Origin of the sequence: Pseudomonas sp. PDM26, assembly GCF_019219185.1 — a bacterium.
Lineage (GTDB): Bacteria > Pseudomonadota > Gammaproteobacteria > Pseudomonadales > Pseudomonadaceae > Aquipseudomonas.
On the sequence record NZ_JAHUWC010000010.1, the window covers coordinates 137,842 to 158,280 of the forward strand.

At 59.8% G+C, this 20,439-nt stretch carries 15 protein-coding genes and 2 tRNA genes; 4 read left to right on the top strand and 13 right to left on the bottom strand.

Translation table 11 applies throughout. The features are described 5' to 3' along the window. Positions 1 to 113: 113 nt before the first annotated feature. The 8 genes from KW849_RS19990 to rnr all read right to left on the bottom strand — a co-directional run bounded on the left by KW849_RS19990 (position 114) and on the right by rnr (position 9,975). Entirely contained in the window at positions 114 to 2,417 is a 2,304-nt protein-coding gene (locus KW849_RS19990) for a YgiQ family radical SAM protein (RefSeq protein ID WP_218430973.1), read from the bottom strand. Between the two features lie 268 nt (positions 2,418 to 2,685). Continuing rightward, positions 2,686 to 4,083 carry a replicative DNA helicase gene (gene dnaB / locus KW849_RS19995; RefSeq protein WP_108218426.1) on the bottom strand — a complete coding sequence of 466 codons (1,398 nt, stop codon included), beginning with the start codon at positions 4,081 to 4,083 and terminating at the stop codon, positions 2,686 to 2,688. A 134-nt stretch (positions 4,084 to 4,217) separates the two neighbouring features. Beyond that, a complete protein-coding gene (gene rplI, locus KW849_RS20000; RefSeq protein ID WP_034149636.1) occupies positions 4,218 to 4,664 on the bottom strand; it encodes a 50S ribosomal protein L9 in 447 nt (148 codons plus the stop codon). A 19-nt stretch (positions 4,665 to 4,683) separates the two neighbouring features. Beyond that, entirely contained in the window at positions 4,684 to 5,577 is an 894-nt protein-coding gene (locus tag KW849_RS20005; RefSeq protein WP_108218425.1) for a hypothetical protein, read from the bottom strand. Between the two features lie 36 nt (positions 5,578 to 5,613). Continuing rightward, complete coding sequence (rpsR, locus tag KW849_RS20010; protein WP_002551829.1) at positions 5,614 to 5,844, bottom strand: 30S ribosomal protein S18; 231 nt, start codon at positions 5,842 to 5,844, stop codon at positions 5,614 to 5,616. Positions 5,845 to 5,872: 28 nt separating this feature from the next. Continuing rightward, positions 5,873 to 6,295, bottom strand: a complete 423-nt coding sequence (rpsF, locus tag KW849_RS20015; RefSeq protein WP_007982042.1) for a 30S ribosomal protein S6 — start codon at positions 6,293 to 6,295, stop codon at positions 5,873 to 5,875. Between the two features lie 291 nt (positions 6,296 to 6,586). After that, the gene (gene rlmB / locus KW849_RS20020; protein WP_007973273.1) at positions 6,587 to 7,354 is read right to left on the bottom strand and encodes a 23S rRNA (guanosine(2251)-2'-O)-methyltransferase RlmB; all 768 of its coding nucleotides are present in this window, start codon (positions 7,352 to 7,354) and stop codon (positions 6,587 to 6,589) included. Beyond that, positions 7,351 to 9,975: a ribonuclease R gene (rnr, locus tag KW849_RS20025; protein ID WP_218430974.1), complete on the bottom strand. Its 2,625-nt coding sequence runs from the start codon at positions 9,973 to 9,975 to the stop codon at positions 7,351 to 7,353. The genes rlmB and rnr overlap by 4 nt, the downstream gene beginning before the upstream one ends. 225 nt (positions 9,976 to 10,200) lie before the next feature. On the opposite strand from rnr, the gene KW849_RS20030 reads away from it, so the two are divergent. The 4 genes from KW849_RS20030 to KW849_RS20045 all read left to right on the top strand — a co-directional run bounded on the left by KW849_RS20030 (position 10,201) and on the right by KW849_RS20045 (position 13,370). Further along, a tRNA-Leu gene (locus KW849_RS20030) sits at positions 10,201 to 10,287 on the top strand. Positions 10,288 to 10,453: 166 nt separating this feature from the next. Next, positions 10,454 to 10,540: transfer RNA gene (locus tag KW849_RS20035), tRNA-Leu, on the top strand. A gap of 263 nt (positions 10,541 to 10,803) precedes the next feature. Further along, on the top strand, positions 10,804 to 11,814 hold the full coding sequence (locus KW849_RS20040) for an iron ABC transporter substrate-binding protein (RefSeq protein WP_218430975.1): 1,011 nt from the start codon (positions 10,804 to 10,806) through the stop codon (positions 11,812 to 11,814). Next, positions 11,814 to 13,370 (top strand): iron ABC transporter permease, encoded by a 1,557-nt coding sequence (locus KW849_RS20045; protein WP_218430976.1) that lies wholly within the window; start codon positions 11,814 to 11,816, stop codon positions 13,368 to 13,370. Before KW849_RS20040 ends, KW849_RS20045 begins: the two co-directional genes overlap by 1 nt. Before the next feature lie 97 nt (positions 13,371 to 13,467). Here KW849_RS20045 and KW849_RS20050 read toward each other — a convergent pair whose 3' ends face one another. The 5 genes from KW849_RS20050 to hflK all read right to left on the bottom strand — a co-directional run bounded on the left by KW849_RS20050 (position 13,468) and on the right by hflK (position 20,439). Further along, positions 13,468 to 15,402: a methyl-accepting chemotaxis protein gene (locus KW849_RS20050; RefSeq protein ID WP_218430977.1), complete on the bottom strand. Its 1,935-nt coding sequence runs from the start codon at positions 15,400 to 15,402 to the stop codon at positions 13,468 to 13,470. Between the two features lie 150 nt (positions 15,403 to 15,552). Then, the gene (locus KW849_RS20055) at positions 15,553 to 16,842 is read right to left on the bottom strand and encodes an adenylosuccinate synthase (RefSeq protein ID WP_218430978.1); all 1,290 of its coding nucleotides are present in this window, start codon (positions 16,840 to 16,842) and stop codon (positions 15,553 to 15,555) included. Positions 16,843 to 16,896: 54 nt separating this feature from the next. Further along, the gene (locus KW849_RS20060) at positions 16,897 to 18,084 is read right to left on the bottom strand and encodes an ATP phosphoribosyltransferase regulatory subunit (protein ID WP_218430979.1); all 1,188 of its coding nucleotides are present in this window, start codon (positions 18,082 to 18,084) and stop codon (positions 16,897 to 16,899) included. Between the two features lie 310 nt (positions 18,085 to 18,394). Next, positions 18,395 to 19,264: a protease modulator HflC gene (gene hflC / locus KW849_RS20065; RefSeq protein WP_056725458.1), complete on the bottom strand. Its 870-nt coding sequence runs from the start codon at positions 19,262 to 19,264 to the stop codon at positions 18,395 to 18,397. Further along, on the bottom strand, positions 19,264 to 20,439 hold the full coding sequence (gene hflK / locus KW849_RS20070; RefSeq protein ID WP_108218416.1) for an FtsH protease activity modulator HflK: 1,176 nt from the start codon (positions 20,437 to 20,439) through the stop codon (positions 19,264 to 19,266). The genes hflC and hflK overlap by 1 nt, the downstream gene beginning before the upstream one ends.

The following is a 20,439-nucleotide window of genomic DNA, read 5'->3' on the forward strand; positions in this document are numbered from 1 at the left end:
GGTTGGCAATTCCGGCCTCTTCGCGAGCAGGCTCGCTCCTACAAAGGCTCGTTCAGGCCCTGAATGCAAAACGCCAACCCGAAGGTTGGCGTTCTGTTCCGTTCAAGCGAGGCTTAGCGCGGCACGACCGGCTTGCGGGTCGGTTTGGGGCCCTTGCCCTTGGCCGCGTCCTTGCGCTCCTTGGCCGCCTGCTGGTTGCGAGCGAATGCCGCCGCCTTGGCCTGTTCACGCTTGTCCCACGGATTGCCGCCATCGCTCGCGCGGGGTGGCAGGCCGGTGTGCTGAGTGAGGATCTTGGTGGTCTTTTCCCCTGCAACCTTGTGGCTGCCAGCTGGCGTCGAATTCTTGCGACGGGCACTCTGGTAGCTGTCGGTGGACGGCTGGTGCAGCGGGATCAACTGGTTCTTGCCCGGCCCGATCAGATCAGCGCGACCCATGCGGGTCAACGCTTCACGCAGCATTGGCCAGCCTTTCGGGTCGTGATAACGCAAGAACGCCTTGTGCAGACGACGCTGCTCTTCGCTCTTGACGATGGTCACCGCGTCACTCTTGTAGGTGACCTTGCGCAGCGGGTTCTTGCCCGAATGGTACATCGCGGTGGCGGTGGCCATCGGCGACGGGTAGAACGCCTGCACCTGGTCGGCACGGAAACCATTACCCTTGAGCCACAGGGCCAGGTTCATCATGTCTTCATCGGTGGTGCCCGGGTGGGCGGCGATGAAGTACGGAATCAGGTACTGCTCCTTGCCCGCTTCCTTGGAGTACTTCTCGAACATGCGCTTGAACTTGTCATAGCTGCCGATGCCCGGTTTCATCATCTGGTTGAGCGGACCTTCCTCGGTGTGTTCCGGGGCGATCTTCAGGTAACCACCGACGTGGTGGGTCACCAGTTCCTTGACGTATTCCGGCGACTCGACCGCGAGGTCGTAGCGCAGGCCGGAAGCGATCAGGATCTTCTTCACACCCGGCAATTCACGGGCACTGCGGTATAGCTGGATCAGCGCCGAGTGGTCGGTGTTCAGGTTCGGGCAGATGCCAGGGAACACGCACGATGGCTTGCGGCACGCGGATTCGATTTCCGGGCTCTTGCAGGCAATGCGGTACATGTTCGCGGTCGGGCCGCCTAGGTCGGAGATCACGCCGGTAAAGCCGGGAACCTTGTCACGAATTTCTTCGATTTCACGAATGATCGATTCATGGGAGCGGTTCTGGATGATCCGCCCTTCGTGCTCGGTGATCGAGCAGAAGGTGCAGCCGCCGAAGCAGCCACGCATGATGTTCACCGAGAAGCGGATCATGTCGTAGGCCGGGATCTTCTCCTTGCCGTACGCCGGGTGCGGAACGCGCGCATAAGGCATGCCGAACACGTAGTCCATTTCTTCGGTGGTCATCGGAATCGGTGGCGGGTTGAACCAGACATCGACCTCGCCATGCTTCTGCACCAGCGCACGGGCATTGCCCGGGTTGGTTTCCAGGTGCAGCACGCGGTTGGCGTGGGCGTAGAGCACTGCGTCGTTACGGACTTTCTCAACGGACGGCAGACGAATGACGGTCTTGTCGCGGGTCATGCGCGGGCTGGCCAGGATCTGCACGACCTTGGCTTCCTGTGGATCCTCGACCGGACCCTTTTCCTGCTCGATGGCGCAGGCCTGGGTGTCCTGGGTATTCACGTACGGGTTAATGATCTTGTCGATCTTGCCCGGACGGTCGATGCGCGTGGAGTCGACTTCGTACCAGCCTTGCGGCGTGTCACGACGGATGAACGCGGTACCGCGCACGTCGGTGATGTCTTCGATCTTGTGACCGTAGGACAGACGCTGGGCGACTTCGACAATCGCACGCTCGGCGTTGCCGTAAAGCAGGATGTCGGCGCTGGCGTCGATCAGGATCGAGTTGCGCACACGGTCCTGCCAGTAGTCGTAATGGGCGATGCGGCGCAGGGACGCTTCGATACCGCCGAGCACGATCGGCACGTGCTTGTAGGCTTCCTTGCAGCGCTGGCTGTAAACCAGGCTGGCGCGGTCCGGCCGCTTGCCCGCCAAACCACCCGGGGTGTAGGCGTCGTCGGAACGGATTTTCTTGTCCGCGGTGTAGCGGTTGATCATCGAGTCCATGTTGCCGGCCGCGACACCGAAGAACAGGTTCGGCTCGCCGAGCTTCATGAAGTCGTCTTTGGACTGCCAGTTCGGTTGGGCAATTATCCCGACGCGGAAGCCCTGGGACTCCAGCAGCCGGCCGATGATCGCCATGCCGAACGACGGGTGATCGACGTAGGCATCACCGGTGACGATGATGATGTCGCAGGAATCCCAGCCGAGCTGATCCATCTCCTCCCTGCTCATGGGCAGGAATGGCGCTGGCCCGAAACATTCGGCCCAGTACTTGGGATAGTCAAATAACGGCTTGGCTGCTTGCATGTCGATAACCGGTGTTGGCTTTCATTGAATTTCGCGGGCGCGGAATATAGCACAAATTTTGACCAATTCCGACGGCCATGGTCGGAAATTGGTGGGAGCTCTGACACACACAACCTATGTGGCGAGGGAGCTTGCTCCCGTTCGACTGCGAAGCAGTCGCAAAACCAGCAAAAGTGGTGTGCCTGAATCAGTACCGTTGCAGGTATTGGGGCTGCTGCGCAGCCCAGCGGGAGCAAGCTCCCTCGCCACAAGAGCCCTGCATCAACAGTTACTCGTCATCATCGAAGTTATAGCTACCCGGCGCCAGGTTCTCGAATCGGGTGTACTTGCCGATGAACGCCAGGCGGATAAACCCGATCGGGCCGTTCCGCTGCTTGCCGATGATGATCTCGGCGATGCCTTTGTGCTCGGTCTCCGGGTGATACACCTCGTCGCGATACACGAACATGATCACGTCGGCGTCTTGCTCGATCGCTCCGGATTCCCGCAAGTCGGAGTTCACCGGGCGCTTGTTCGGCCGTTGCTCCAGGGAACGGTTGAGCTGCGAGAGCGCCACCACCGGGCATTGGAATTCTTTCGCCAGGGCTTTCAGGGACCGGGAGATCTCGGAAATCTCGTTGGTCCGGTTATCGCCACTGGAACCCGGGATCTGCATCAGTTGCAGGTAGTCGATCATGATCAAGCCGATTTCGCCGTGCTCACGTACCAAGCGGCGGGTCCGGGCGCGCATTTCCGACGGGCTGATGCCGGCGGTATCGTCGATGAACAACTTGCGGTCGTTGAGCAGGTTGACCGCCGAGGTCAGGCGCGGCCAGTCGTCGTCTTCAAGCTGACCGGAACGGACCTTGGTCTGGTCGATACGACCCAGGGAAGACAGCATACGCATGATCAGCGATTCGCCTGGCATCTCGAGGGAGTAAACCAGGACGGCCTTTTCGCTGCGCAACACGGCGTTTTCCACCAGGTTCATCGCAAAGGTGGTTTTACCCATCGATGGACGGCCGGCGACGATGATCAGGTCGGACGGTTGCAGGCCGCTGGTTTTCTCGTCGAGGTCGGTGTAACCCGTGGACAGCCCGGTAATGGCGTTGTCGGTGTTGAACAAGGTGTCGATGCGGTCGATGGCCTTGGTCAGCAGGTCATTGACACCCACCGGGCCACCGGTTTTAGGTCGAGCCTCGGCGATCTGGAAGATCTGCCGCTCAGCCTCGTCGAGAATCTCGGCGGCAGTGCGACCCTCAGGGTTGAACGCGCTGTCGGCAATCTCGGTACTGATGCCGATCAGTTGGCGCAACGTCGCCCGCTCGCGAACGATCTGCGCATAGGCCTTGATGTTGGCGACGGACGGGGTGTTTTTCGCCAGTTCGCCCAAGTAACCGAGACCGCCGACCTGTGAAGTCTGACCTTCCTTGTCCAGTTGTTCGGACAGGGTCACGACGTCGATCGGCATGTTCTGATCGGCCAGCTTGGCGATCGCACGGAAAATCAGACGGTGGTCATGTCGATAGAAATCGCCGTCGGAGACTTGATCGAGCACGCGCTCCCAGGCGTTGTTGTCCAGCATCAGACCACCGAGCACGGCCTGTTCGGCCTCGATGGAATGCGGCGGCACCTTCAGCGCGGCGGTTTGCAGATCGTATTGCTCAGGAGCGGAGATATCGTTCATGGCCACTTGGTTGTTTAGAAAAAGCAGGGATTGAAAAACAGGAGCTACCAAAAAGACAAAGGGCACGACCTGTAAACAGGATCGTGCCCGATGTTACCGGCAAGCACCCGAGGGTGCCAGCCGACAAGTGCTGCTTAAGCTGCTACCACGACAACGCGTACGGTGGCTTCAACTTCGGCGTGCAGGTGCACGGCTACGTCGAATTCGCCTACGTTGCGGATGGTGCCGTTCGGCAGACGAACTTCGCTCTTCTGCACTTCAACGCCGGAGGCGGTCAGTGCGTCAGCGATATCGTGAGTACCGATCGAACCGAACAGCTTGCCTTCGTCGCCAGCGGTGGCAGTGATGGTCACTTCCAGCTCGGCCAGTTGGGCAGCGCGGCTTTCAGCCGACGATTTACGATCTGCTGCAGCTTTTTCCAGCTCGGCACGACGCTCTTCGAACGCAGCCAGGTTGGCTGGGGTCGCAGCGGTAGCTTTACCGTAAGGCAGCAGGTAGTTACGACCGTAACCAGCCTTAACGTTCACTTTGTCACCCAGGTTGCCCAGGTTGGTGACTTTTTCCAGAAGGATCAGTTGCATGTGAAAATCCTCTTAACTTTTAACCTTCACCGTTCGCGTTATCGGCATCTTTCGGTGCCGAACGACCGCGAAAATCAATCAGGCTGTCGACGATGGCCAGGACCACCAGCAACGGATAGATCAGTTGCATGAACAGCAACAGCGTCACGTACAACCCCACCAGCCAGAACCTGGCCAGTCGCTTCTGCGCCACCAGCCCGTGAATCAGGGCCAGCCCGGCGAACACCAGCGGTACGCTGCACAACGGCGTCAACATGGCCATCTGTGGGCCGATGTTCGGCCCCAGAAGCATGCACGCCAGCAGCAACATCGCCGGCAACAGCGGGAAGCGGATGGCGCGAAACTCGCGACCAAAACCACCCGGGTTGTACAACAACGCCTGCCAGTAGCGCCCGACAAGCAGGCTCAGCAAGCTGACGATTTGCAACAACGCCGCAATCAGGCCGGTCAGGACCGGTGCAATCAGGGACGCGAAACGCGCTTGTTCGTCTACCGACAACTTCTGGTAGACGTCACCGAGTAGCGACGGCATGACCTTGATCAAAGCCTGCGCCAGCATCTCGATCTGGGGAGCAAAAGCTGTCCCCAACACCACTGAAAACACCACTCCCATCGCTATGCTGACCAGCAGCACGCGGTTCCAGGACTCGCTTGCGCGCAAAACCAGCGCAAGGCTCGCCGACCCCAGCAGCACCAGAAGTGCCCGTGGGTCTTCGGAGTACAGCCACCAGGCCAATGCCGGCAGCAGTCCCAGAGCAAGAACGCCCAGGGCGTCCCTCAATCCGCGCCGCAGGAGCACAAGGCATCCGGCGGCAGCACCCAACCAATACAACAACGGCATCGCCGCGCATCCAGCCACTACCAGAGTGGCCTGCATACGGCCGCGCATGATGAACTCAGCTATGGCCCGCATGCATTCAATCCTTTGCTACGTGTCGACTGCCCGGTCTCAGCGGCCGTGGCTGTCGGTGTAGGCCAGCAGGGCCAGGAAGCGGGCGCGCTTGATAGCGGTGGCCAGCTGACGCTGATAACGAGCTTTGGTACCGGTGATGCGGCTTGGAACGATTTTGCCGGTCTCGGATACGTAGGCTTTCAGAGTGTTGAGATCTTTGTAATCGATCTCTTTCACGTCTTCAGCGGTGAAGCGGCAGAATTTACGACGACGGAAGAAACGTGCCATTTGATAGGCTCCTTAAAAGGTCCGTGGATTACTCGTCAGCGTTATCGCTGTTGTCGCTGTCATCACTGTCAACGCTTTCAGCGCCTTCGTGCTCAGGACGGTCGCGACGCTCACGGCGCTCACTGCGGTTTTCTTCAGCCTTGAGCATCTCGGACTGGCCGGTAACGGCTTCGTCGCGACGGATGACCAGGTTACGGATCACTGCATCGTTGTAGCGGAAGTTGTCTTCCAGCTCGGCCAGGGCCTTGCCAGTGCACTCAACGTTCAGCATCACGTAGTGAGCCTTGTGAACATTGTTGATTGCGTAGGCCAGTTGACGACGGCCCCAATCTTCCAGACGGTGGATTTTGCCGCCGTCTTCTTCGATCAGCTTGGTGTAACGCTCAACCATGCCGCCGACTTGCTCGCTTTGATCCGGGTGGACCAAAAAGATGATTTCGTAATGACGCATGAATGCTCCTTACGGGTTGTAGCCTGCCGCTCAAAAGCGGTCAGACAAGGAGTGAATGACACTTATGGACTTGCGGACGCTAGACACGTTGGTGCCTGCCATCACAGCAAGGGGCGCAATTGTAGAGAAGGGGCGAGGGAGGCGCAAGGTAATTGGTGATTATTTGAACAATCACTTCAACCATATGCCGAACACCTGTAGGAGCTGCCGAAGGCTGCGATCTTTTGACTTTGATTTTTCAAGATCAAAAGATCGCAGCCTTCGGCAGCTCCTACATGGCATCCATATAGATCAGGATTTCTTGGCGGCAGCCTTGGCTTTGACACTGCGCTGACGCTGCGCCTCGAACAGACAGACACCCGTCGCCACCGACACGTTGAGACTGCTGACACTACCGGCCATCGGCAGGTTCACCAGATAGTCGCAATGTTCGCGGGTCAGGCGGCGCATGCCCTTGCCTTCGGCACCCATGATCAGGATGGTCGGGCCAGTGAGGTCCTGGTCATAAAGACTGACTTCGGCCTCCCCCGCCGTACCGACAACCCACAAGCCGCGCTGCTGGAGTTTTTCCAGGGTGCGCGCCAGGTTGGTCACGGCAACCAATGGAATCACTTCCGCCGCGCCGCAGGCGATTTTTCGCACAACCGGAGTCAGGGTCGCCGACTTGTCCTTCGGCACGATCACTGCCAACGCACCCGCCGCATCGGCCGAACGCAGGCAGGCACCGAGGTTGTGCGGATCGGTCACGCCGTCGAGCACCAGCAACAACGGCGCGCCGTCGGTGCGATCGAGCAATTCGTCGAGCATCGCCTCGCCCCAGACCTGGCTCGGACTCACGTCCGCGACCACGCCCTGGTGCACGCCCTCAACCCAGGCGTCCATTTCGCGGCGCTCGGCCTGGCCGACCTGGACCCGGTTTTCGTTGGCCAGCTCGATCAGCGTCTGGACCCGAGGGTCATTGCGACCTTCGGCCAGCCAGATCTGCTTGACGCGTTTCGGGTGGTGACGCAACAACGCTTCCACAGCGTGTACGCCGTAGATCTTTTCCAACTGACTCATGGCTTGGCCTTAGGTTTACGCGCCCCGCCGCTTTTGGCTGGGGCCGAGCCCGCTTTTGGCGGGCCTTTACGATGTTTGCTCGGTTTGGCTGGCTTGCCGCCGACGGCCTTGTCAGGCGTCGACCGACTGGTCTTTCCCGTAGACGCCGCTTTACCGCCGCTTTTCGCGCCGGCGAGCAACGCCTGCTTCATTTCACGGCTCTTGCGCACTTCAGCGTTTTTCGCCGCTGCATCGCTCGGGCGATAGGCTTCTACAGCCTTTTCCTTGGCAGGACGACGACCGGTTTTCGCCGGAGCCTCTGCTTCGGTTTTAGCCGCGGGCGCTGCCGCTTCGGTGCCACGTTTTTTGCGACCGATCGGCGCGCTGATGGTTTTTTCAGCCATCTCGAAGTCGATCTTGCGCTCGTCGAGGTCGACGCGCATGACCCGCACTTCCACGGTGTCACCCAGGCGGAAACTGCGACCGGTACGCTCACCGGCCAGGCGGTGGTGCACAGGATCGAAGTGGTAGTAATCGCCCGGCAGCGCGGTGACGTGCACCAGGCCTTCGACGTAGATATCGGTCAGTTCGACGAACAGGCCAAAACCGGTCACGGCAGTGATCACGCCCGGGAACGACTCGCCCACGCGATCCTTCATGAACTCGCACTTGAGCCAGTTCACTACGTCGCGGGTCGCTTCGTCGGCACGGCGCTCACTCATCGAGCACTGCTCGCCGAGCTGCTCCAGCGCCGCTTCGTCGTACGGATAGATGCGTGCTTTCGGAATGGTCATCGCACCGGCACGGCGAACGTGCGGGGTGTTCTGCTTCGAATGGATCACGCTGCGAATCGCCCGGTGCGTGAGCAAGTCCGGGTAGCGGCGGATCGGCGAAGTGAAGTGCGTGTACGCCTCGTAATTCAGGCCGAAGTGACCCTGGTTATCAGCGCTGTACACCGCCTGGCTCAACGAACGCAGCATGACGGTCTGGATCAGGTGGAAATCCGGACGATCCTTGATACCGGCCAGCAGTGCCTGGTAATCCTTCGGCGACGGACCATCCTTGCCTTTGTGCAGGGACAGGCCGAGCTCGCCAAGGAAGGCGCGCAGCTTTTCCAGGCGCTCTGGTGGCGGACCATCGTGAACACGGTACAGCGCCGGGATCTCGTGCTTTTTCAAGAACTCGGCGGTGGCCACGTTGGCCGCCAGCATGCATTCCTCGATCAGCTTGTGAGCGTCATTGCGCACGGTCGGACGGATTTCGGCAATCTTGCGCTCGGTACCGAAGATGATCCGGGTTTCCTGGGTTTCGAAATCGATCGCGCCACGCACATGACGAGCCGCCAGCAACACCTTGTACAGCGAGTAGAGCTGCTTGAGGTGCGGCACCACGTCGGTGTATTCGCCGCGCAGCTTGCGCGCTTCGGTGGCTTTCGGCGTTTCGAGCATGGCGCTGACCTTGTTGTAGGTCAGCCGGGCATGGGAGTGGATCACCGCTTCGTAGAAGCAGTAGTCGGTCATTTCGCCGGTTTTGGAGATGGTCATCTCGCAAACCATGGCCAGACGATCGACTTGCGGGTTCAGCGAGCACAAACCATTGGACAGCTGCTCAGGCAGCATCGGAATCACACGCTCGGGGAAGTACACCGAGTTGCCACGAACCTGCGCTTCGGCATCCAGCGCCGAACCGAGCCTCACGTAGCTGGATACGTCGGCAATCGCCACGTACAGCTTCCAGCCGCCGGAGAACAGACGCAGCTTGCCCGGACGGGCTTCGCAGTAGACCGCATCATCGAAGTCGCGGGCATCTTCGCCGTCGATGGTGACGAACGGCAGATGCCGCAGGTCAATGCGCTTCTCTTTGTCTTTCTCTTCGACTTCCGGCTTGAGCTTGCCGGCTTCCTTGAGCACAGCGTCAGGCCAGACGTGAGGAATGTCATAGGTACGCAGGGCAACGTCGATCTCCATGCCCGGCGCCATGTAGTTACCCACGACTTCAACCACGTCGCCTTGCGGCTGGAAGCGTGGCGTCGGCCAGTGAGTGATCTTCACTTCGACGAATTGACCGATCTGCGCGTTGGCGTTACGACCCGGCGTGACCAGCACTTCCTGCTGGATTTTCGGGTTGTCGGCAACCACGAAACCGATGCCACCCTCCTCGAAGTAGCGGCCGACGATGCTCTCGTGAGCCCGGGAAACCACTTCGACGATCATGCCTTCGCGACGACCACGACGATCCAGACCGGATACACGGGCCAGCGCACGGTCACCATCGAACACCAGACGCATCTGCGCCGGGCTCATGAACAGGTCGTCACTGCCGTCGTCCGGCACCAGGAAGCCGAAGCCATCACGGTGACCGCTGACGCGACCCAGGATCAGGTCGAGCTTGTCCACCGGCGCATAAGTGCCGCGTCGGGTGTAGATGAGTTGAGCATCGCGCTCCATGGCGCGCAGGCGGCGGCGCAGGGCTTCGATCTGGTCTTCCGTGGTCAGACCAAACTCTTCGACCAGTTGCTCGCGGTTAGCAGGCGAACCTCGATCAGCAAGGTGCTGAAGGATCAGTTCACGGCTAGGAATAGGGTTTTCATATTTTTCCGCTTCACGAGCGGCCTCGGGATCGAGGGACTGCCAATCGGCCATTAGAGAGTTTTCACCTTGTCTATATGCGGGTTAGTTTGGCATAGGCGTAATGAAACGGGAAATTTCAGGCTAAGACGACCCATCTAAAGCCCTGTATCGACACCGAAAAGCTGTTTTGAAGACCGCTGACGAAATTTTCCAGGTTTTTTTGATTCCGGGGGTTTACAGTTAAAAAGACGCTCCGTATAGTGCGCGCCATCGACGACGGACAACGTTGCCGATACTGCCCAGATGGTGAAATTGGTAGACACGCCAGCTTCAGGTGCTGGTGACCGCAAGGTCGTGGAAGTTCGAGTCTTCTTCTGGGCACCAATTTCGAGCTTGAGATTAGTTCAATTTCAAGGCTCACACAAAAACCCGCGAAAGCGGGTTTTTGCATTTTGGAGTGCTGGTTTATTTTTTTTAAATCAGGGGTTTACAGATCAAATAGCTCTCCGTATAGTGCGCCACATCAACAGCGACAACGCTGAAGATGAATGCCCAGATGGTGAAATTGGTAGACACGCCAGCTTCAGGTGCTGGTGACCGCAAGGTCGTGGAAGTTCGAGTCTTCTTCTGGGCACCAATTCAAATTCAAGGTTAAGACCTTGAATTTCACAGAAACCCGCGAAAGCGGGTTTTTGCGTTTCTGGCATTTGAAAACCACACACGCCCCTGTAGGAGCTGCCGAAGGCTGCGATCTTTTGATCTTGATTTTTTAAGATCAAAAGATCGCAGCCTTCGGCAGCTCCTACCAAAGTATCGCTCACCTCACAAAGCGCATTTGAGAAACAATATCGTTTATCATTGTTGCAAGTTTTTGCAATGCGACAGTGAGGAACCCTGCGAATGATGTTTCGAAATACACTGCACCGTGGCCTGGCCATTACCCTGCTAGGCCTGGCGCTCGCCACTCCCCTCACCCAAGCCGCCGACCCGGTCGCCCTGACCCTCTACAACGGCCAACACAAAGAAGTCGGCGACGCGGTTGCCAAAGCTTTCGAAGCCAAGACCGGGATCCACGTCAATGTGCGCAAAGGCAGCAGCAACCAGCTCGCCAGCCAGATCGTCGAAGAAGGCGATCGCTCTCCCGCCGACGTGATCTACACCGAAGAGTCGCCGCCACTGAACAAACTCGGCGAACAAGGCCTGCTGGCCAAGGCGGATGACGCCACGCTGGCCGTTCTGCCCAAGGAGTACGTCGCCGGCAATGGCACCTGGATTGGCGTGACTGCCCGGGTGCGCGTTGTGGCCTACAACCCGAAACTGGTCGATGAAAAAGACCTGCCGAAGTCGGTGATGGAGTTCTCCGATCCAAAATGGCAAGGCAAGGTCGGCTTCGTGCCCACCAGTGGTGCCTTTCAGGAACAGGCCGTTGCGATCATCAAAGTTCACGGCATGGATGCTGCCGAAGAATGGCTGACCGGCCTGCGTGCATTCGGCAAGACCTACAGCAACAACATGGTTGCACTCAAGGCAGTGGAAAATGGCGAAGTGGCAACAGTATTGGTGAACAACTACTACTGGTTCGCCTTGCAGCGGGAAAAAGGCCAGCTCGACTCGAAACTGCATTATTTCAGCGGCGGCGACGTCGGCGGGCTGATCACAGTTTCCAGCGCCGCAGTCCTCAAATCCAGCAAACACCCCAAAGAAGCACAGCAATTGCTCGCCTACATGGCCAGCGAGGAAGGCCAGCGTGTGATCACCCAGACCACCGCCGAATACCCTCTGCACAAAGGCATGGAATCTGATCGCGGGCTCAAGCCGTTCAGCGAACTGGAAGCACCAAAAGTCACGCCTGCCGACCTCGGCAACGCCGAAGAAGCGCTGGACCTGGAACGTGACGTTGGCCTGAATTGATGGGTGCCTCATTGTCCGCGCATCACGCTCACGCGCCGCGACGCAAGCGGCCGTCTATCTGGCTGATACTGCCCGTGTTGCTGTTGGTGGCGCTCAGCCTCCTGCCTCTGCTGTATGTCGGCCTGAAAGCCTGGCAGGCGGGCTGGGCAGAAGCACTGCATTTGCTATGGCGACCTTATGTGTTCGGCTTGCTGCGCAACACACTCGCATTGATGATTGGGGTCACCGCTGTTTGCGGGGTAATCGGCTTGTCGCTGGCCTGGTTGCTGGAACGCAGTAATTTGCCGGGCCGACGATTGTGGGGCGTGATCCTCTGCCTGCCGTTCGCCGTACCGGCATTTGTCAGCAGTTTTACCTGGGTTTCGTTGAGCGCTCATTTCGAGGGACTTGGCGGGGCTATCCTCGTGATGAGCCTGTCCAAATACCCGCTGATTTTCCTGCCCGTGGCGGCAACGCTGCGCAACCTTGACCCATCCCTCGAAGAGTCCGCGCGCACGCTGGGGCAGAATCGTTGGGGCGTATTTTTCAAGGTCACCCTGCCCCTGCTCTGGCCTTCACTGCTGGCGGGTTCGTTGCTGATTGCACTGCACATGCTGGTGGAGTTCGGCGCCTTGTCGATCATCGGCCTGCAAACCTTCACCACCGCGATCTATCAGCAGTTCGAGCTGGAGTTCAGCAATGCCAACGCCGCGATGCTCTCCGCCGTACTGCTGATGTTGTGCCTGGCGCTGCTGTGGCTGGAGCTGCGCGTACGCGGCAAGGGTCGACACGTGCGCACCGGCCAAGGTGCGGCGCGACGCGCGGAACAGGTTCAACTGGGCCCCTGGGCCGTGGCGGGACAGCTTTATTGCCTGCTGCTGGCAATCATTGGCAGCGGGATTCCGCTGGGCATGCTGGCCTATTGGCTGGCGGTGGGATCATCGGCAGCCTTTCCCATGGCGGCAATCGGCGAGGCATTGCTGTCATCCCTCGCACTGTCGCTGGGTGGCGCCGCACTGTGCCTGGTGCTGGCGGTGCCGGTCGGCCTGCTGGTTGTGCGTTACAAAGGTCAACTGGCGATCTGGGCCGAGCGCCTGCCGTATCTGCTGCACGCCCTGCCGGGGCTGGTCATTGCCCTGACCCTGGTGTATTTCGCCCTGCACTACGTGCCGATGCTTTACCAGACTTCGGCATTGCTGCTGGTCGCCTACGCCCTGCTGTTTCTGCCGCTGGCCCAGGCGCCGATCCGCACTGCCCTGAACAAGGCGGCGCCGCAACTTGAAGAGGCGGCACGCACGCTGGGCGCTTCATCGTTCAGCGCGTTTTGCCGAGTGACGCTGCCGATCATTTTCCCGGCGCTGGGCGCGGCTTTTGCCCTGGTGTTCCTGGATGCGATGAAAGAGCTGACAGCGACTTTGCTGTTGAGCCCAACCGGGCTCAACACACTGGCGACGGAAGTCTGGGCGCATACCGCGAATGTGGAATTTGCGGCGGCTGCGCCTTATGCGGCGTTGTTGATATTGGTGTCGGGGTTGCCCGTCTACCTGTTAACGACCCGAATGTATTTGAGTCGTTGATAAAGCAAAAGATCGCAGCCTGCGGCAGCTCCTACAGGGAAACGCATATTCCCGTGCAGGAGCTGCCGCAGGCTGCGATCTTTTGATCTTTAAGGCATCAAGCCCTGAACTGCCCCAGGCTCGCCTTCAACTGCGCCGCCAGACCATCGAGCACCTTGCCGCTCGCCGTGGTCTCCACGACAGCTTGCGCCGCCTTCTCGGCCTGGGCGTGAATGGTCTGGACCCGCCCCCGCACTGCCTGCGCGCCCTGCGCCTGATGCGCCGCAGCCTGGGTAGCCAGACCTATCGCCGCATGGACCTGCTCGACAGATGCCTGCACCGACTGCTGCAACCGCGCACTGTCACGCAGCACCAGCAAACCCTCACTGGCTTGGCGCCCGGCTTGCCCGATTGCCGCCACCGCCTCACGCGCACCTTGCTGCAACGCCACGATGTGCGCCTGAATATCGCCAGTGGAGCTCTGCGTCTTGCTCGCCAGCGCCCGCACCTCATCTGCCACCACCGCAAACCCGCGCCCCGTCTCGCCGGCACGCGCCGCTTCGATGGCCGCGTTCAGCGCCAGCAGGTTGGTCTGCTCGGCGATGCCGTGAATCACCGTCAGCACCACTTCAATCTGCTCACTTTGCTGTGCCAGACGCTCGATCACTTGCGCGCCTGTATTGACCTGACCCGCCAGCTCCTCGATCAGGCTGCCGACCTTCGCCGAGGTGCGGGTGTTTTCATCGGTGGCCTGGCGAATGTCCACGACCTGCTTGAGCGCCGCCTGCATGGCGTGGCTTTCCGACTGCGCCTCATCGGCCATTTGCGACAGTGCGCGCAAACTCTCCGCCACCTCATCGCGCTGCATGCCAGCCGCCGCATCCGCACCAGCGTTGCGCAAGGTCATGGCGCCAATTTCCACGCCGGTACGCTGGGCCACATCGCCCGCCTCGCGCACGATCGGCTGTAACTTGTCCACAAAGCGATTGACCGCCGAGGCCATGTCGCCGATTTCATCCTTGCTGTTGATCTGCACGCGCTTGGTCAGATCGCCCTCGCCCGCCGCCAGGTCATCCATGGCTACGATCAGCATTTTCAGGCGATTGACCACTCGGCGACCGAGCACCACCGCCAACAACAGCAGGACACTGAAACCCACCACCGCCAGACATGCGCCGATGCGCCAGCGTAATGTCGTAGCAGCTTCCTGCACGGTGCTGGTGGTATTGGCTTTCATTTCAGTTGCCGTGGACTGCGCCGACTGCAGGCGCGAGCGCATGGCCGTTGCGCTGTCAGCCGCCGCGCCTTTCAGACTGTCGCCCACCAGTTGATCGCTGCTGGCGATCAACGCCGAGAAGCGTTTGTCCAGGGCCGTGAGATCGGTCTCCACCGACGCGGTCGAGACTCCCATCAGGACCTTGCCAATTTCCACGCCATTGGGATTGATCGAAGCCTCGGTGTAGAAGACCGATGGATCGTTCTTCGCCGCATCCAGCACCTTGTCGAGCGCCCGCTCGCCCTGGCCTTTTTCCAGCAGCGCCTTGTTGATCGGGTTTTCCCGGTTGAGGTAGCGCGTCAGGTGCTGGCCGGTAGCATCGTCATACACCACGAACAGCACATTGGGATTGCGCTGGGCCCGGCGAGCGAATTCGGAAAGCGTCGGGACGTCGTTGTCCCACATGGCGCGGGGCGCGACTGATGCCAGAAGCTGCGCCATGTCGCTGGCGGAGTCCTTCAGATCCTTTTCCAGGGTCGAACGCAATTGCGCCTGCTCTTTCTCCAGTCGCGATGACAAGCCGGCCGTGAGGCGCTGACGCGTACTGGTAGAGAGGCTGTCCAGACTGGACGTGACTTCGCGCCCTGCCTGCTCGAGCTCGGCAGAGAGCTTTTGACTGTCCGCGCCCAGGCGCAGGCCCAGATCGGCTTCCAGCGCAGTCACCGTGCTCCGGGTCAGAGCAACAGCCACCAGCACCTGCACCAATAGGGCGATACCCAGGGTAACGAACACGGGCCGCAACAAACGGCTTTGTAACAACGAGAGAACGGCCGACATCTGAAATCCCTCTGCTTTGGCGCCATTAAATTGATAGCACGCCGGAAGCAATGCTTTTTTTAATGTTCACAGCAAAGGTCATGCCGTCCGACAGACAAATACGACAAAGGCCCCGATTAAGGAGCCTTTGTGTTTTACATCAACGACTTATCAAGCAAACGGATGACGCAGAACGATGGTTTCGTTGCGGTCTGGGCCCGTCGAAATAATGTCGATCGGCGCGCCGATCAGCTCTTCGACGCGCTTGATGTAAGCACGGGCGTTAGCGGGCAGCTCTTCCAGGGTTTTGGCACCCACGGTCGACTCGGTCCAGCCCGGCACTTCTTCGTACACAGGCTGCAGGCCCACGTAGCTGTCAGCATCAGTCGGGGCAACGGCCTTACCTTGCGCATCCTTGTAGCCGACGCAGATGTTGATGGCTTCCAGACCGTCGAGCACGTCCAGCTTGGTCAGGCAGATGCCCGAGATGCTGTTCACATCGATAGCGCGACGCAGGATAACAGCGTCGAACCAGCCACAACGACGAGCACGGCCGGTAGTCGCGCCGAACTCGTGACCTTGTTTAGCCAGGTGCGCCCCGACTTCGTCGAACAACTCCGTCGGGAATGGACCCGAACCTACACGTGTGGTGTAAGCCTTGGTGATACCCAGGATGTAGTCCAGGAACATAGGGCCAACACCCGAACCGGTAGCAACGCCGCCAGCGGTGGTGTTAGAGCTGGTCACGTACGGGTAGGTACCGTGGTCGATGTCCAGCAGGGAGCCTTGAGCGCCTTCGAACATGATGTCTTTGCCAGCGCGACGCAGGTCGTGCAGCTCGGCAGTCACATCCAGCATCAGCGGCTTGAGCAGCTCAGCGTATTCTTTGCATTCGGCCAGGGTCTTGTCGAATTCGATGGCTGGCTCTTTGTAGTAACCCACCAGCATGAAGTTATGGTAATCCACCAGTTCACGCAGCTTGTCTTCAAAGCGCGGCATGTTGAGCAGGTCGCCCACACGCAGGCCACGACGTGCGACCTTGTCTTCGTAGGCCGGGCCGATGCCACGACCGGTGGTACCGATCTTCAGCTCGCCACGGGCCTTTTCACGGGCCTGGTCCAGCGCAACGTGGAAGGACAGGATCAGCGGGCAGGACGGGCTGATACGCAGGCGCTCGCGCACCGGCACGCCTTTTTCTTCCAGCTTGGTGATCTCGCGCAGCAGGGCGTCAGGTGCAACCACCACGCCGTTACCGATCAGGCACTGCACGCCTTCGCGCAGTACGCCCGACGGGATCAGGTGCAAGACGGTCTTCTCACCGTCGATCACCAGCGTGTGGCCAGCGTTGTGGCCACCTTGGTAACGCACTACGGCGGCGGCATGTTCGGTCAGCAGATCAACGATCTTGCCTTTGCCCTCATCACCCCATTGGGTGCCCAGGACTACGACATTCTTACCCATAACACTTGTCCTCATTCGCGCAAACTTGGTGCCGGCGGCGGCCGGCAGGAAAACTCAAGAAGCCAGTGGCGAAACTTGCCAAAGCCCGTTCTGCTGAATCAATTGCCGGTCGCAGTCCGCTTCACGGGCGGCGGCCAAAGGTTGTCCAGGCAAGGCCTGAACGACACGCTGACCCTCACTGCGCAACTGGCAAACCTGCTGCCAGAGTGCTGCATCCGTACTGTCAGGCATCCAGATACCGCCAGACGGTAGCTCGATCTCAGCACGCCCCAGGGTCACCAGGGTTTTCAAATCGGTAGAGAAACCGGTTGCCGGACGGGCACGACCGAAGTCGGCGCCGATGTCGTCGTAACGACCACCTTGGGCAATCGACTGGCCAACACCCGGCACGAACACGGCGAACACCACACCGGTGTGGTAGTGGTACCCGCGCAGCTCGCCAAGGTCGAAATACAATGGAAGCTCAGGGAAGCGCACGGACAGCCGCTCGGCAATCGCCAGCAAGTCGTCCAGAGCTGCCAGAACAGGGGCCGGAGCCTTGGCCAGGCGCTCGCGGGCCGCAGCCAGCACTTCTCGATCGCCACACAGATCGACCAACGCCCGCAGCATGCCCGACAGATCGGCAGGCAAACCCTCGGTCAAGATAATGACCTCATCGATGGCCTTGCGTTGCAAAGCATCGAACAACTGTTGCTCGACTTCACCGGACAAACCGGCAGCGCGGGCCAGGCCACGGTAGATACCGACATGGCCGAGGTCCATGTGTACATCCGGCACATCGGCCAGTTGCAGCATGGCGAGCATCAGGCTGATGACTTCGACGTCGCTGCTTGGGCTGCCGTCGCCGTACAACTCGGCGCCCAGCTGAATCGGGCTGCGCGAGGACGACAAGGCGCGAGGCTGAGCATGCAGCACGCTACCGGCATAGCACAGTCGACTCGGACCTTCGCGACGCAGGGTATGCGCATCGATGCGCGCCACTTGCGGTGTGATGTCGGCACGGAAACCCATCTGCCGGCCCGATTGCGGGTCGATGACCTTGAAGGTGCGCAGATCCAGGTCCTGGCCTGCACCGGTCAGCAGAGATTCCAGGTACTCGATATGGGGAGTCACGACAAACTCGTAACCCCAGCTCTGGAACAGATCCAACACCTGACGACGCGCGATTTCAATACGCGCCGCTTCCGGTGGCAGTACTTCTTCGATGCCATCTGGCAGAAGCCAGCGGTCTACCGTTGCCATTACGCCTTCCCCTATATCCGGGCGACCAGCCTGTCGGCGATCCTTGAGTGAAGCAGAAAATGATCGGTCCATGCGCAAACCACGCGCATGGGCGACGGAGCGAAAAGCCCTTCTACCGGCTTCGCTGACCACTTTCCTCGAAAAACTGTCGAGCCCATCGGCCCGGCATCTGCTTAAAAACAGCAATCAAACATGCAGACGCAAAAAAGCCGGGAATTTCCCGGCTGCCGCATCATACACACGTTTTCCCAAAGGATCACCCCGCCAGAGGTTTTAGCCGCCCGGCGGGAAGATTCAGGTCAACGTCGTATCAAGGCTTGGCTTTTTCCAGGTAGTGGAAGAAGTCGCTGCTTGGGTCGAGGACCAATACGTCGGATTTGTTCGCGAAGCTTTCACGGTAGGCGCGCAGGCTACGATAGAACGCGTAGAACTCCTGATCCTGACCGTAGGCCTTGGAATAGATCGCAGCGGCCTGTGCATCACCGTCACCGCGAACCTCCTCGGATTCACGATAGGCTTCAGCCAGCAGTACTCGGCGTTGACGATCGGCGTCGGCTCGAATGCCTTCGGCCAGCTCGTTACCCTTGGCGCGGTGCTCGCGAGCTTCACGCTCACGCTCGGTGCTCATACGTTCGAACACGCTGCGGTTCACTTCTTTCGGCAGGTCGATGGTCTTGACCCGAACATCGACCACTTCGATGCCCAGTTCTTTTTCAGCCATCTTGTTCAGCGAAGCAGTGATATCCGCCATGAGCGCATCACGCTCACCCGACACCACTTCGTGCAGGGTGCGCTTACCGAACTGGTCACGCAGGCCCGATTCCAGACGACGGGACAGACGCTCGTCGGCGATCTGCTTGAGGCCGGAAGTCGCGGTGTAGTAACGCTCTGCGTCCTTCACACGCCACTTGGCGTAGGCATCGACCATCACGGCTTTCTTTTCCAGCGTCAGGAAGCGTTGTGTCGGGGCATCCAGCGTCATCAGGCGTGCGTCGAATTTGCGCACCTGGTTGACGTAAGGCACCTTCACATGCAGGCCCGGCTGAACATCGGTCTGGACCACGCGACCGAACTGCAGCAACACCGCACGCTCGGTCTGAGCCACGATGTAGAAGCAGTTCCAGGCAGCGATCGCCACGACGACGCCGACAATAAGGGCGATCAGCGATTTATTGCTCATCAGCGACTCTCCCTGGTACGTGCTTGCTGTTGCTGCAGATCTGCTGCCGCACGCGTATTCGCTTCATTGCTGGTGGCTGCCGCACCGCTCATTGGAGTGCTGGTATTGCGACCACTTTCGACCATTTTGTCCAGCGGCAGGTACAGCAGGTTGTTCTGGCCGTTCTTGTTGCCGGTCACGAGAACCTTGCTGGTGTTGCTGAAGACTTCCTGCATGGTGTCCAGATACAGACGCTGGCGGGTGACCTCAGGAGCCTTGCGGTACTCGGCGACCAGCTTGGTGAAGCGATCGGCCTCACCCTTGGCGCGCGAGACGGTTTCGTCACGGTAACCATTGGCATCCTCGAGGATGCGCTGGGCCTGACCACGGGCTTCCGGCACGACGCCGTTGGCATAGGTTTCAGCCTGGTTGCGAGAACGCTGCTCGTCTTCCCGGGCACGGATCACGTCATCGAAGGCTTCCTGGACTTCGCGCGGTGCCGCTGCGCTCTGTACGTTGACCTGGGTAACGGTGATACCGGTGCGATAGGTGTCCATGAAGCGCTGCAGACGCTCCTTGATCTCGCTGGCCATCAACTCACGACCTTCGGTCAGTACCTGGTCCATCGCGGTGGAACCCACCACATGGCGCAAGGCGCTGTCGGTCGCGTGCTGCAGGCTGATTTCCGGCTGATCGACGCTCAGCACGAAGTCCTGCAGGTTGCTGATCTTGTACTGCACGGTCAGCGGCACTTCGACGATGTTTTCGTCCTCAGTCAGCATCTGGCCCTGCTTGGTGTACGCACGCTCACGCGTGACGTTTTCCATGTACTTCTTGTCGATCGGCGGGAAATAGATGTTCAGACCCGGACCGACGGTTTCGTAGTACTTGCCGAAGCGCAGCACCACGGCCTGCTCCTGCTCGTCGACCACATAGACCGCGCTGTACAGCCATACGGCAGCCAGCACGACCAGACCGATCCCGAGCAGGCCGCCAAAGCCGCCACTCTTGCCCGGACCACCGCCGTCGTCGCTACCACGTTTCTTACCACCACCGAACAACCCGTTCAGGCTTTCCTGCAGCTTTCGGAAGGCCTCGTCGAGATCCGGTGGTCCCTTGCGGTCGCCGTTGTTACGACGCTTGCCACCCCAAGGATCCTGATTATTCGAGTTGCCACCCGGCTCATTCCAAGCCAT